Raw genomic sequence first — 15,064 nt, forward strand, 5'->3', positions numbered from 1 at the left:
ATGCTGAAGAAGATTATTCTGGTTACGCTTTTGGTCGTCATCACGGTGGCAACGCTCTATCCGGTGTTGACCGTGATTACGGTGTCGCTGCGTCCGGCAGACCGGCTGCTTTCGACGTCGCTTGAAATTATTCCGGAAGACGCGACATTTCAGAACTACGTCGCTCTCTTCACCGAGCATCCGTTCGGTCGGTGGCTGTTCAACAGCACGATTGTCGCCGCGGCGGTGACGATTTTCGCGACGGCGCTGGCCTCAACTGCGGGTTATGCGTTTTCAAGATTCCGGTTTCCCGGCTACAAAGTGGGTATGAGTCTGTTGCTGATTACGCAGATGTTTCCGGCGACGATGCTTTTGCTTCCGCTGTTCTTGATGCTTGCGAAACTTGGACTCATCAATTCTTATATCGGGTTGATGGTGGTCTATTCGGCGACGGCGCTGCCGTTCACTGTTTGGCAGATGAAAGGATATTACGACACCATTCCCAAAGAGCTGGAAGAGGCCGCGATGCTCGACGGCGCGAACAGGTTCAAGACATTCTATTTGGTGATATTGCCTCTGGCTGCTCCGGCGCTGGTGATTACGGCGCTGTTCAGCTTTTTGACGGCATGGAGCGAATATGTGGTCGCGGCGCAGGTGTTGCTGACCGAAGAGATGTACACACTGCCGATTGGACTGAAGCAATTCCAATCGAGTATGTCAACCGAGTGGGGACTGTACGCGGCGGGATCGATCGTCGTGAGCGTTCCAGTGATATTGTTGTTTATGAAATTGTCAAAATGGTTGGTTTCAGGACTGACATTGGGAAGCGTGAAGGGATAGGATGAGCATGAAAAAGTACCTTTGGATTTTGCTGTTGGCGGTGGCAACCGCACAGGCGCGGATGCACGTTGACACGCCTTGGACGCTCGAACACTGGCTGGCGAAAGACGACATCAATGAAGTCGAACGCGGCGACGCGGATTTGTGCAATCTGTTTTACCGCGAAACGAACGACTCGCTCTTTTGCAAGACAACAGTGCGGGCGGATTGGACGGGCGACGTCGACGTTCGCTGGGACGTGACGGACAAAAACGGATTGACAGCGCGGCTTTCGAGCGCAGGAGTTTCGAGCACGCAAGTGTCCGAGCGGAATTACCGCGGCGTGTTGGAGTGGGCGATTGCGAAACCCACCGATTGGAGCGGTGCGCAGTTAATCAAGGCCGTCACCATCGTCGACAACGCGATTGTCGACGAAATAGACTACGACCGAGACCGCTATACTCCACTGGACGGATCTGTCGGCAACGGCGCGATGGTGCACCACGGGAATCAAGGATTGACTTATACCGACGTGTTTCGCGGATCCGACGGGACGAACGGTTTTGACGAAGTCATGGAATTGCATCAAGGCCGCAGCGCACCGGGGAATTTTCATCTTTCGGGAACATTGATCACGGCTGCCGATTGGTATGACCGTCCGTTCTTGACGTGGATGCAGCAGGGCATCTCCGAAGGTTGGCTGGGAGTTTTGGGATCGGCTTACGCGCAGCATATCATGCCGTTCGTAACCGACAACATGAATAACTGGGCGGTGGAAACCGAACAGGATTTGATTAGCTACAAGCTCGGATATGACCCGCACGTCGCGTGGATTCCCGAGCGCGTGTGGTGCGCGTCGGGACATTATCCTGACGCGGGATTGGTGGATTCGTGGCTCGGCGACAACTGGACACAGCACGGAATCGACGCGGTGATTCTCGACGATTGGCCACACGTTTCCGGTTACAGCGACCGTAAAATTCATTGGATGAACAACGGCTCGGGAATTGTGCTGCGCGTGATTCCGATCGACGGAGACTTTACGGGCAATTGTCATTACAATCCGGGCGCGGCGATTGCGCAATTGCAAGGAACAGGACAGTATCAAATCGTCGTGTACGGAACGGACTGGGAAGCGGCCGCGGAAATGGCGGACTTCAATTGCCCGGACTGTTTGGAAAACTACTCGCAAGTTGTGAATTGGGCGATGGACAATTATCCAGCCGTCGAGTTGTGGAAACTTGACGAAGCGCTCAACAACGGAGATTTCGCAGGCAGCGGTATCGAAGTCGGCAACGGCACCTACGGTTTGATCGGCGGCGACCAAGGATACGGCGGCACGAACAATAGCTGGTACACGCATTGGGCGGGTTCGGCTTCGCTTTCGGATTATCATGCTCCGGCTTGGAACTACGGCACGATTTGGACGGACGTCTATAACTTCCTGCTGACTGTTCCGTCGAACAATCTTTCGGAGACCGCGTGGTACGTGTTGATGACGAATCTGCACGAGACGGCGTGGCACGACTATCTCGGCGGCCCAATTTCCGGCTGGCAGCACCGCTACAGCGCGCACATCAAGAATGCGCGCGTTTACGCCGAAGCGGCACGCTGGGCTGGAGGCCTATACGCGACGACTTGCGGCGCGTTCTTCTCGGATATCGATATTGACGGTGTGGACGAACTTATCATCCACAATGATCGCGTGATGGCGGTCTTCGAATCCATCGGCGGCCGCGCGCAATATGTGTTTGCAAAGGGTCCTGGCGCGGAGAATTTCTCCATCGTAGGCAGCGACAACACTTACTGGGCGGAGACGGACGGCGACTACGACGAGCCGAATTCGAACAACCATCAGGCTGCCTTCGCGGATGTGAGTCCGACGTACCGCAACGATCTCTACTCGATGTTTATCGACGAGAATACGAACTCGCATGCGCAGATTCGCATGAATTTCGGTTCTGTCGAGAAAACGATCGAAGTCACGCCGGGTACGCCGTACCTGAAGGCGACGTACGACGTAGGTAATCAGGATTGCTACATGCGTGCGGGATTTTCGCCGGATCTTCTGAGTATGATTTGGAATGCGGATATGGACCGTGTTTGGGATCCCGATCAAGAGTATTCGGGATTTCGCAATCCGAACACCGGAGCAACCGGCGCACTAATCCGCAACGACGGCGGAACGGATCACATTCTTGAGTTTTCGGGAACACTGCTGCGCGGAGACGAATTGCGCGGACACGGCCAATTTGCCTACTTGCTTTATGCGGGACCGACTTCGGCACCCGACGGCAACGGCCGCGTGGCGGAGCTTGACGCGCTGACGTCGCTTAGTCTGGATACTTTCGGTCCGCGCCTGAATGCGCAGGCGGCATTCGTGAACAACGCGACGATTGAGTTGACGTTCAGTGAAGCAGTGAACGAAGCTCTGGTCGAAAATATCGCGAACTGGTCACTGACCGGTTTTCCGACAGCGCACAATGTCACCGCGGCGGTGAGACAAGGCGATTGGACGAAGGTGCGTCTGACGGTCTCGCCCACGTTGTCCGGGGGTGAAAGCGGCACGGTGAATGTTATCAATGTCACGGACTTGAACGGCAATCTTATCGATCCGAATTTCGACGAAGCGGCACTCAGCGTGCCGAACGGGCTTACGCCACATACGATTGTGATCGACGGACTCGACGATTTCGATCTCGGCAATGAGTGTTTGGTCGTCGGAGCAGACACGCTGTTGGTGACTTGGGACGCGACGTATTTCTACATCGGCTACAAACCCAAAGATCTCGCGACGGGTGACTTGTTCGTGAACATCGACACCGATCAGACGACCAACTCCGGTGCGACGACGGATTCTTGGGGCCGCGTACAGTTTGCCAATCCGTTTAAGATCGAGTACCAAATTGCGATCGAAGGCGGTCCGGGCAATATGCAGATCAATCACTGGAACGGCGCGAGTTGGGACTATCTACAATTCGGTCAGCACGGCGGCGACAGTTACAACGGCTGGTCGGGGAATACGTTCACCGAGATGAAAATCCCGTGGAGCGATTTAGGAAATCCGGCGGCGTTCGCATTTTCCGTTCACATTACGCAAGAAGACAACCAGATGACGACGCGCGCGCTTCCGACGGGAAATCCGACCGGCAGTTTTGTGACGTTGTCTCAATTCTACCGGTTGTATCCGCCTTACGCTTCAGGTCCGATGCCGCTGATGGGCGTGCGCACAAAGAACATCGCGACGGGAGACATTGCAACTGTTCAGAATCTCACAATTGCCTGGCAGTCTGCACCGCATCTGCAATGGTCGGCGGTGTTGGGCGCACATACGTACGAAATCTACCGTGCCCAGACGTTTGAAGGAACGTATGATTTCATTGGCGAAACGTCCGACACATTCTATGATGACTTGTCCCCGCTGCCGGGAGTCAATGCGATCTACTATGTTCGCGCACGCGGAGGAATTTGAAACTATCGACTTTTCGATATACACACCATAAACCGATGAAACGGTAAAGGAGAAAAGATGAGAACTTTCCGCAGGATGTTAGTAGTGGCGCTGCTATGCGCCGCGGCGGCGGCATATGCCGTGCCGTCGTTTACTCCGATTATTGACGGAGTGAAAGACATCGGCTGGGGAATGACCCCCGATGAAAGCTCGACGTCGCAAGCACTTCCCACCGAGTTTAATCTCGACGGTGGATTGTATGTTACGGACGACGCCGAGTGGGTTTACTTCGGGTTTGACGCGGACAACGATCCGTGGGCGGATACCAAGAGCGTGCATGTTCACATTGTACTCGACGTTGGCAGCACGGCGGGCGGCGGTTTGTTCGCGGCGTGGGGCGCAAGCAACGTGGCCTACACCCTTCCGTTCCGTCCGGAGTACGACTTGGTGACTCAGTGGAACACGGACGACCAAAACATTTCGTTTACGGGTCTCAATACGTGGACGATCAACAACTGGGTGCAGCAGCCGGAAATCACGACGGACGCTGGCGGCGGCGGTCAGTGGACTGAGATTGCGATTCGAAAGAATCAGATCGGAACGCCCGGAATGGGCACTCAGCTGCACATCAGCATGTGGCTGCGTCCGACATGGGATACGCAGGGCGGCGTGGCTTGCTTGCCCGCCGACGCGATTTTCCCGAGTGACAACGGCGCCGTCGCGCACCCCCTGTCACAGCAGTTTGCCTACACGATTCAGACGGCGTTCGGCGACCAAGTTGCTCCGCGCTTGCTGTCCGCTCATCAGATTGACCGCCGCTCGGTGGAGCTTTTGTTCAATGAGCCGATGAATCTACAGTCGCTCAACAATTCTTCGCACTATGTTCCTTACGGCTGGCCATTCACCGGTTTCCGTTATACGACCAATTTGACTGCCGGAATCTGGAACTTCAGCAATTTCGTGGACGGCACGGAGTACAGTGTCGCGCTTACTTCGGGTATTACCGACGTGGCAGGAAATTCGATTGACACGGACTATGACTCCGTTGCGTGGACTTCCCCGCTCTATGCCGACGTGTTGTTCCGCGTGGAAGATCCGGGCATGACACATGACACAATTTACGTCAAAGGCTCGTTCAATTTCTATCGTGAATACGACGCGTCATGGCAAGGCGGCAACTACTTGCTGTACGACGACGGCACGAACGGCGACGTGACCGCCGGTGACCACGTGTTCTCGCGCAGGCTTGAGTTGGTTCCGAACGGCGGCACGCCTGAGTTCGAATGGGGTTGCGTTGACGAACAGGACAACTGGCTCGTTCAAGGCGCAAACCAGCATTTTGCGTTGACGGTTCCGGACGGCATGACCGTTACCTACGTGATTCCGAATCCGACGACCAGTGACGTGACTGTCACCTTCCGCGTAGACGTTGAGTGTTTGCTGGGCGTTGCCATCACCCCGGACAGCGTGACCGTGGCCGGTCCGTTCAACGGTTGGAGCGGCACATTGATGGCCGACGGCGACATGGATAACCAATACACAGTTGACGTGCTCTTCCCGGCTGGTTCCACGATTGATCAGGCTTTCAAATTCCGTTACCACGTCGGGGGCGAAACTTTCTGGGAAAACGTCGCGGACCGTCCGTTGACGTTGGATGACCAAGTGTCTACGATGGATGTCGGAAACATCTTCTGGGACGATTGGGTTTGCCCGCCGACGGAAGTTACCCTTGCAACAGACGGCACGGATTTGACTTTGCGTTGGAACGGCCCTGCCTTTGCAAACTTTGAAGTTTGGTCGCACACGTCTTCCGAAGACATTTTGGTAAACGGAACAATCTTGGGTACGACCGACACTCATACTTGGGTGACGCCGGTTGATTTGAATGCGAAGTACTTCCTGATTCGCGCATACAATCCGATCCCGTAAGAGTAGTTCCTAATTTCAATGACTGAGAAGAGAAGCCCTCGCGCGTGCGAGGGCTTCTTCTTTTACAAAAGAAAGCCCCGCTTGCCGAAGCAAGCGGGGCTTGTCAGTCTGCGGAAAGACTTGGTTATTCGTTCACGCCGGTGACAACGTAGAAGTACTTGTCAGCCGAAGCAAGAACGCCGCTATCCGTATAGGTGTTTCCAGCGATCGGAGTCGCGGTCAACAACGTTTGGAACGGATTGTTCAGATCGTTCGAACGGTACACATTGTAACCGGTCGCGCGATTGGCGGGCGACCAACGCAGCACGGCGTCGTTCGTCAACGCGTCACGAATCACCGTCAAGTCGGTAATCGGATCCGGCCATGCCGTCGGCTTGGTCAGAACTTCGATCATGAAACGACTCGGCGAAGCCAAAATAGGCTCACCTGTGATGTCGAGACGGCGCGTGTAGTTGTGGGTATCGGTCGTGTCTTGATCCGGAGTGACCAAGGCAAGCAAACCGGGCAGTCCTGATCCGTCCACTGAATCCAGAGCGCCGACTTCAACCCAGAAGTCGCCTTGAATTCTCTTCAGCTCAGGAACCATGCTCAGGTCAACTTCCCACCAACGATTCAGCAGCGAGTCGCCACCGAACGGAGAAATAGTCTCGTTGGTGTCGATTTCTTCTTCGTAGGTGTAGAGCAATGCACCCGGAGTGCGGTTGTCCGGACCTTGGCCGTAGAACTTGAGCTGGCAGCGAGCCGTACCGTCCGGCAGCGAATTGATGTCGGTCGGATCCCAATTCCACATCACCTGCACCGTGTTGATGTCCATCGTGTCTGCGTCGGCCGCAGGCACACCGGCTTCCGTCGGCGAGTAACGAACCAAGCGCGGATTCGACAGTACGACGTCGTAGTCGCGGTTGTGGTGGGCAAGTTCGTAGCAGCCAGCAGGCTGAACGTCAACCGCGAGGTTGAACAGTCCGTTCAACGGAGCATTGACCGGCGTGCGCGTTGTGTCATTCGAGTGATCTTGATCACCGGGGACGACCGCGACGACGCGGATTCTGTGCGAACCGGCAACTGCGGGCGTCCAAGTGATGCCCGAGATCGTCGCGAACTCGTTCGTGTTCAGAACGGTACCGCTGGCGATCTTCAAAGAGTCGGTGCCTTGATTCGTTCCGTCGGGCTTGGTGTAAAGCTGACGGTAGCGAAGGGTCGGGCCAATCGCGACGACGCCTTCGTTGATGAAGTCAAACTGCCAAGAGCGGGCGAGTCCAACCGTAACGGGGAACGGAACCACGATGTTGTCCGTCGCGCCGTCGGTGTTGTACGCGCGCGTTGCGATGACCATCGGATAGTCCACGTGCAAACCGGAACCAATACCGCCGTCATTGTTGCAGTCCGTTTGCAGACGGAACTCGAGGTAAATGTCATGTCCGCCCCACGGGGTCAGGTTGATGTTGCCCGAAACACCACCGGTCGAAAGACCGGACTCACGACGCACCCAACCCAAACCGGAGTCGCCAGCGTCGGGATGAACGTCCGAGTTGGCATATGCATAGTCATAGGCAATGCGAGTCCAAGTCACTCCACCGTCGTCGGAAACGTAAATTTCGTAAAGGTCATCGAGCGAGCCATCATCGTCGCCGTCGGAATCCAGCAAGTCACACCACACGTAATAGGCCATCTTGAGCTGCTGATACGCGAGGGGATCAGCACCCGGAAGGGACGTGTCGGGCAGGGAGATCAACGGTGAGCGAAGAGCATTGTTCAGACCGGCAATACCACGGTGCTCGGCATTCCACGAATACACTTGATCGGGAATACCCGTCATGCCTGTCGGAGCCGTGGAATCTTCGAAGTCCCACGTGTCGCCAATACCGCCGCCTTCGACCGCATAGGCCGTCCAGCCGCCGCCCGCAACACCGTCATTCGAAAGCAGAGTCGACGCAGCGTCGGAAACGCGGATCGAGTCTACAATCAAACCGTAGTACGACGAATCGTCTGCCGCGCTGAAGCCGGGATCCGAATAGAAGCTGTAGCGGAATTTCAAATCCGCTTGACCTGCATATGAGTTCAGGTTCGCAGTCAACACAGTGTACGCGGCTGCATAGGTGTCGCCGCCGTATGCCGGGATGCCGGTTCCGAGGCACCACTGCTCGCCAAAGGCGTAGGAGCTGGTTCCGGTGTAGGGAATCGACAAGCTCGCGCTGGGAACTACTGCCCACGTCGTGCCGCCATCCGTGGAAACTTGCAGGTTCCAGCCGTCCCACATGTCGTAGCCGACAGGTTCGCCGCCGGGCGATTCGACTTTCCAGCGAGCCTTGAAAGCCAAGGTCACGGGAGCCGAGGAGCCGCTCAAGTCAATCGACGGAGATTCGAGATGCTGCTGCCAAGCGTTGTTGTATCCACCGGGCGCCACGGCGTTGTCCGTCAAGTTGACGTCGCCGACCCACCAAGCGGGAGCGTTGGCGTCGCCGATTGGCACGTTGTCGACATGCCAATAAGCAGGCTGAGTAGCCGTCAAGTCGTAGTGAGTCCAGCCGTTGATCGTTTCCATGTCGTCAATGACGAACGTAGTGTCAAACGCATCCAACGAGCGGCCGTCGCGGCCCGAACGAAGTGCGTCAAACGGCAATTCAATTTCTTCATACGTATCGAATGCCGTTGATTGGGATACAGCGGGGGCTTTCACGGCGTTTACACCTGCATACGCCAATGCTGCAATTCCAATGATCAACGACAGTCGAAGAATAATTTTGCTGACCATACTTAGTCTCCGGAAAATGTTGAAAATCTTTCGGTTGGGACCCGGTGAACCAAAAGCGCACCGGAAATAAATACGGGCATGAGAGCGAATTCTCATGCCCGTATCTGGAAGTTCGTAAGACACCGGACGGATGGACCGCTGTTTGAATTAGCGGCCCATCCGTCACAGATTAGGTAAAACTACGGGACCAGAAACGGGCGATGAAGCTTACTTCATCAACACCATCTTCTGAGTCGCGGTGAAGCCGTTGACCGTCATCTTGTAGAGGTACATACCGCTGGCAAGACCGGAGGCATCAAATTCGACGGTGTGGTGGCCGGCTTCAACCGTGCCATTCACCAACGTCGCGACTTCACGTCCGTCCACACTGTAGACCTTCAGCTCAACGCTGCCGGCTTCGCGCACGGAATAGTCGATCGTGGTCGTCGGGTTGAACGGGTTGGGATAGTTCTGCATCAACGCGTACTCGGTAACGATACCGGCGCCCGTTTGCGGGGTCGCATACTGCGTCTGCGGATAGATGAACTGCGTGCCGTCATAGGCCACGGCAGTCAGCTGATAGGCATACTGCTCGCCGTTCTCGACATGGATGTCTTCGAACGTGTAGTTGTGGCCCGTCGGGCTGTCGCCAAGACCAACGACTTGAGCAAGTTCTTCGCCGTTACGGGCGATGATGTAATGATCAATGTCGCTTTCGGCATTCGTACGCCAGTTGAGCGTGACCTTGCCGTCGCCAGCGATGGCGGCGAAGCTGGAGATCTCAACGGCCAACGCGTTGTCGCCGTTGAACGTCACGTCCACCGGGCAGCAGCAGTTACGCGTGTCGATGTAGAGCGTGTAGGTGTCGGGGAACCAGCAGCCGAAGTCGTCCGCATCGCCATTGCCCGACCAGTTGTAACGCTGGAAGCCGCCGACGCCCGGATAAATGGGCTGACCGGCATCGAGGATACCGAAGCTGTCCAGCAACCAGGAACGAAGACGGAAGAAGTCCGTGCAGCTTTCCGACGGAGCAAGCGTGATCAAGAAGCAGGTCGGATCAGCAATCGACGTGAAGCGGAGAACCGCGTCGCCGCCACGGCCCGTGAAGGAGCCGGCTGCGCCGATAGCCACACGCTGGTCATAGTCGCTGCAGAACGAGCACAGGTCAACCGTGCCGCTCCACGACGGGGAGTCGATGATGATCGGATCGCTGTCGTCGTCACCAGGATAAGTGCGAACACACGCTTCACAAACTGAGGCTGCACAATCATAGCCAGCATCGCCGTTGGCCCAGAGGGACCACGGACCAACCGTCGCACCGCCGCAGCAGCTATAGTCGGTGTTGTTGTTCAGGAAGCAGTAGCCAACACCCAGATCGAAGTAACCCCACGTTGCACAGTCGGGGCCGGCAACGATATCCCAGAAGATACCCGGAGGCGTACCAACGCCGTCCCAACCGGTGAATTCAACTTCTACGAAGAAGGGGCCGTTGACACAAGCATCAACCGGAACGTTCACGATGACGATGCCATCGGTGCTGTCATAGTCAAACTGAGTCACCGAATAGGAACCCATACCGCCGGTACCCATCACGGAACCGTACGGGCCCTTGCACTGGGTCGGGATACCCGCGCTCGCGGCATCTTCCGGGCAACGGATATTCACGTTGAACGACACGGTGCTTTGGGCAGCCGTATCCGCGTCGTTGTTACCAAAAATCACGAGAGCAATGTCCACGGACGAAACGTGGAACGGATAGAACGGCGCGCTGCAATTGCCATCGCCGTCGGTTTCCGGATCGAGCCATTGATAGTAGGCATCGCCGGGATAGCCACCAAAGCTACCATAGATGTTGCCGGGGAATTTCGTCAGCGCACAGCTACCTGTACGGCTTGTGAAATCGGGCATCGTCGGGTTTTCAACCTTCATTTGCTCACGGGTGCGGCTCGGGAGCTGCTCTGCCGTAGCAAACGGCGCGATCACGAAGACCGCCAAGATACACAATATCAAAATCTTACGCATACCGGGACTCCTTAATTTTAGGAATTTTCCACCAAGATCGGTTCTTTTTTATCGCTATTCAAAGTTAGTCTTTCCCAGAGGCAGTATGTAAAATATAGTAAGACTACTTAATCGTCAAGGGAAGCTCACATCCTTCTAAAAAAAGTTGCAGGTTTTGTTATCGGGTGTTCAAGTGAATTTGAGCTTCTAACTTGTGGATTTGTGTAGAGTTTGCTTTAATAACCCACCCACCTTGATCAATTTTGTGTCAGAATCAGAGGCATAGCGTTTCCAATTGCTTCCCGGATTCTTCAATTCTTAAAAATAATGACCCACTCCTTAGCCTCAAAAGCACTTAGACTTAGGTCACTGAATACTCTGCAAATTCAAGCAGGATCATTCGTGTTGTATTGGATGCTGGCTCAACGGCGCGTTTCACACAACTTCGCGCTTGAGCGGGCCGTACAGTGGGCGGAACATCTTGGCTTGCCGCTGGTCATTTTGGAATCTCTCACGCTTGTCTATGAGTATGCGAGCCCAAGGCAGCACGTTTTCCTGCTGGAGGGGATGTTCGAGAACAAGAAGCGGTTATCTAAGAAGAACGTTCTTTACTATCCGTTTGTGGAGAGAATACCCGGTGAGCGCGGAGATCTGTTGCGCGCTCTGGCATCGCAGGCGGCCGTGGTCGTGGTCGATGAATTTCCGATGGCAATGCATCAAGACTTGGTCAACGAAGCCGCGAGCGAATTCACCTGCAAATTTGAAGCGGTGGATTCGTGCGGGCTGCTTCCATTGCGCGCGACGGAGGTGACCTATCCGACGGCGTTTGCGTTTCGCAGATATATGCAGCGCACGTTGCGTGAACATATTGACATATTTCCCAAAGCTGATCCGCTCGCAAGAGTGTCTTTGCCTGTTGCGACGATCGATGAGCGCATCACAGCACAGTGGCCGGTTGCCGATCCTGAAAAGTTGCTTGCCAATCAGAGTTGGATGAACGAACTTCCGCTGTTGCACGAGGTCACCCCTGTTGAAACAATTGGTGGAACATCGGCTGCGGAAAAACTGCTGCGAGAGTTTTTGGATCACAAACTTTCACACTATGCTGACGACCGCAATCAACCTGAGCAGGATTTTTCGAGTGGCTTGAGTCCCTACTTGCATTTCGGACAGATTTCTGTGCATCAGATTTTTTCGGAGCTTGCGAAGCGGGAGAATTGGTCGCCCGATAAACTTGCAGATAACGTCGCAGGCAAGAAGGAGGGCTGGTGGGGGATTGAGCGGAATGCCGAGAGTTTTCTCGATGAGTTGATTACTTGGCGGGAACTTGGCTACAACTTTACTCATCTGCGCGAGGATTACAAAGAGTTTTCGTCGCTGCCGCCGTGGGCTTTGAAGACACTGAACGAACATCGCAAAGACAAACGAAAGTGGACTTACTCGAAGGAAGAATTTGAAAACTCGGCGACGCATGATCCGCTCTGGAATGCGGCGCAGACTCAATTGCGGCGCGAGGGGAAAATCCACAACTATCTGAGGATGTTATGGGGCAAGAAGATTCTGGAATGGTCGGAGTCGCCGGAGGCTGCGCTGGAAATCATGATCGAACAGAACGACAAATGGGCGCTCGACGGACGCGATCCGAATTCTTACAGTGGGATTTTGTGGTGTCTGGGACGCTACGACCGTCCGTGGTTTCCCGAGCGCGAGATCTTCGGGCAAATCAGGTACATGAGCAGCGAGAACACCGCGCGCAAAGTGAAAGTGAAGAACTACATTGCGAAGTTCTCCGAATAGTGGGAGTAGATTGAAATGAAAAGAGCCGCGAGTGATCGCGGCTCCTTTTTGATTTCTGAAATGATGAAACTACTTCAACAAGATCATCTTCATGTCATTCTGATAGCTGCCCGCTTCGATGCGGCAGATGTATGTTCCCGACGCGACGTTGGCTCCCGAGTTGCTCGTGCCGTTCCACGAAACTACATGCGACCCAACCGACATTTGTTCATTGCCGATCAACGTATTGACTTCGCGACCCATGATATCGTAGACCCGCAATTGCACCTGCGAAGTCGCGGGCAAATCAAACCGAATCTGTGTCGTGCTATTGAACGGGTTGGGGTAGTTTTGGAGAAGAGAGAAATTTGTGATGATGTTAGGTTGACTGGGGACGTCAACATATTGAATGAAGTCCGTGACATTAACACCCGCAATCCCTGCCGTATCGAGTCCCTGGTAGCCAAAACTCCCAATTTGAATGCCGTGCTCTTCTTTCCATCTGAAGTAAGAATAGACCGTAGTGTCTGGCGTCTCGCCCGCAAACCACGACGCACCCCACGACTCTTCATATGTCCTGAGGACTTCGTAGCTGCCACTATCCGTCAGCACTGTCCCCCATCCGTCCACGACTGTTACCGTGCTATCCCACAGAAAGAGTGTAACTCCTGGAAGTATTTCCGCCGATGAGTGCGTGACGTTTATCGTTGCAGGTGATCCATAGACAAATGGCAGTGTCATTAACAATAGAGGTGGTTCGTAAATTAGAATCGATGGATCAAATCCTTCTTGAAAAAGGACTCCTCCTAGACTCTCATAGTGATCGCCTTGAAGCCTGCGGTAAAGCTCTGTCACCGTGCCGTCACTTGAAGTGTACCTTACACAAATCGTGCTTGTGGGAAATGTGCTCGAGTACTCCGTTGTTGCAGGATCAACATACTCCTCCGTAGTCATGCTGGGGCACTCATATCCGCGTAAGTCCCATAGTTGATTCTCACCTGGAAGATCGGGATCGACGGTAAGGCGCTCTGTGGAAGACCGTTTGTGTACAACCGTCCCAATCCCTGCAAGACTTGATGACGTAATCGTGATTTGCGCGGAGACAGTTGTCGAAAGTGCGAACAAAATTAGTAAGCCAAGGCCGGGAATGCTGCGCATGTGTGCCTCGAAAATATTTGGTGGTCAATAACTGCAAGATAGCGAAGTACAAAAAAAAATCAAGTTCCAGATGTGAAAGCGAACATGGTGCTGACTCGGGAGGAAACGTTGCGCCTTTATGTTTGCCCCCCCCTAGCCCACCCGGAAGACCGGGGGGGAATTTCAAACCCCCGGAAGACCGGGGGGGGAATCGGAATTACCAATTCTGCCAGAGCAGCGGCGTCTTCTTCCAGCCTGCCACATACGCCGAAACTTTCCAGACGCCGTAATGGTTGTTCTCGTCTTTGGGGCGCATGTTTTCGATTTTAATCGAGACATTTTGTTGGCCTTTTTGCATGACGTCCGTCGCGTCGATTTGATGCGGCAGGACGATGTCGCCCGGACACCAACCACTGCGCGAAAAATCCGATGACCACCAGCCGTTCGTCCAGCGCGCGCAATACGGATTGTATTGCCGCATTTTTTTGCAGTCGTCGCGCCACGGATGAAAGCGTTCGATGACGTGATCGTTGACGGAGATGACATTCGGCTTGGAAACGAATTCGTCTTCGTCGCGACCGTCGGTGCAATGGCCGGTGGAGGTGTAATAGATCACCGCATAGGCGAACGAATCAGGAATTACAATGTCCGTCGAAACTCCGGCGGGCATTTTTTCTTGCGTGAAGGAATCCTGATAATAAATCGGCGCGACGTAGTCGGGCATCTGCGCGGTACTGTCGGGCACATATTCGAGCGCGAAATCGAGTTCCCAACCGGGACTCACCCACGTGTCAATCGAGGCGCGAAACGTTTGCATTCCTTGCAGCACGGGCGCGAGTTGCGTCACGTCGGCTTCGTGCGAGGTCTCGCCGCCGAACGACGTGATAAACCGCAGCACTTCGAGTTCGAGCGAATCGGCGAGCAGTAGCCGCACATTTCCGCCGCGATCATAACGGTCGGCGACTTTGATTTCATCGACGGGAATTGGATGCAGCCAGAGTTTGGCCGTGATCCGCGTCGGCTGCGTGAGCTTGGGGAGTGTCACCTGTTTTTCGACGATGCGCCCATTGTCGAGCGCGACTTCGCCCGGATGCAGGTATTTTCCCGAACTGTCCGGCGAAAAATGCAGTGCCGCTCGGTCGAAGATGTTGATGGTTTGAGCAAACGAAACCTGTGCGAGCAATAGAAAAGAAAGGAGCAGTTTCATAGTGAATGCGAGGTGGTGGTTGGGTTCTTTTATG

General features: G+C 54.6%; 8 protein-coding genes. 4 read left to right on the plus strand and 4 right to left on the minus strand.

All coding sequences use genetic code 11. From position 1 onward, the window contains the following. Genes H6507_08040 through H6507_08050 form a run of 3 tightly spaced genes read left to right on the plus strand, consistent with a single transcriptional unit; the run spans position 1 to position 6,178 of the window. A complete protein-coding gene (locus tag H6507_08040) occupies positions 1 to 819 on the plus strand; it encodes a sugar ABC transporter permease (GenBank protein MCB9369037.1) in 819 nt (272 codons plus the stop codon). Positions 820 to 826: 7 nt separating this feature from the next. Then, positions 827 to 4,270, plus strand: a complete 3,444-nt coding sequence (locus tag H6507_08045) for a hypothetical protein (GenBank protein MCB9369038.1) — start codon at positions 827 to 829, stop codon at positions 4,268 to 4,270. A gap of 57 nt (positions 4,271 to 4,327) precedes the next feature. Beyond that, positions 4,328 to 6,178 (plus strand): Ig-like domain-containing protein, encoded by a 1,851-nt coding sequence (locus H6507_08050; protein MCB9369039.1) that lies wholly within the window; start codon positions 4,328 to 4,330, stop codon positions 6,176 to 6,178. A gap of 124 nt (positions 6,179 to 6,302) precedes the next feature. Here H6507_08050 and H6507_08055 read toward each other — a convergent pair whose 3' ends face one another. Beyond that, a complete protein-coding gene (locus H6507_08055) occupies positions 6,303 to 8,930 on the minus strand; it encodes a hypothetical protein (protein ID MCB9369040.1) in 2,628 nt (875 codons plus the stop codon). Between the two features lie 207 nt (positions 8,931 to 9,137). Then, a complete protein-coding gene (locus H6507_08060) occupies positions 9,138 to 10,931 on the minus strand; it encodes a T9SS type A sorting domain-containing protein (protein ID MCB9369041.1) in 1,794 nt (597 codons plus the stop codon). Between the two features lie 306 nt (positions 10,932 to 11,237). On the opposite strand from H6507_08060, the gene H6507_08065 reads away from it, so the two are divergent. Next, complete coding sequence (locus H6507_08065; protein MCB9369042.1) at positions 11,238 to 12,707, plus strand: deoxyribodipyrimidine photolyase; 1,470 nt, start codon at positions 11,238 to 11,240, stop codon at positions 12,705 to 12,707. 69 nt (positions 12,708 to 12,776) lie between these two features. On the opposite strand, the gene H6507_08070 is transcribed toward H6507_08065, so the two are convergent. Both H6507_08070 and H6507_08075 read right to left on the minus strand, forming a co-directional pair. Then, entirely contained in the window at positions 12,777 to 13,844 is a 1,068-nt protein-coding gene (locus H6507_08070; GenBank protein ID MCB9369043.1) for a T9SS type A sorting domain-containing protein, read from the minus strand. Between the two features lie 196 nt (positions 13,845 to 14,040). Beyond that, positions 14,041 to 15,030, minus strand: coding sequence for a hypothetical protein (locus H6507_08075; GenBank protein MCB9369044.1), 990 nt, complete (start codon positions 15,028 to 15,030; stop codon positions 14,041 to 14,043). Positions 15,031 to 15,064: the final 34 nt, after the last annotated feature.

This window comes from Calditrichota bacterium (genome assembly GCA_020637445.1).
Lineage (GTDB): Bacteria > Electryoneota > RPQS01 > RPQS01 > RPQS01 > JABWCQ01.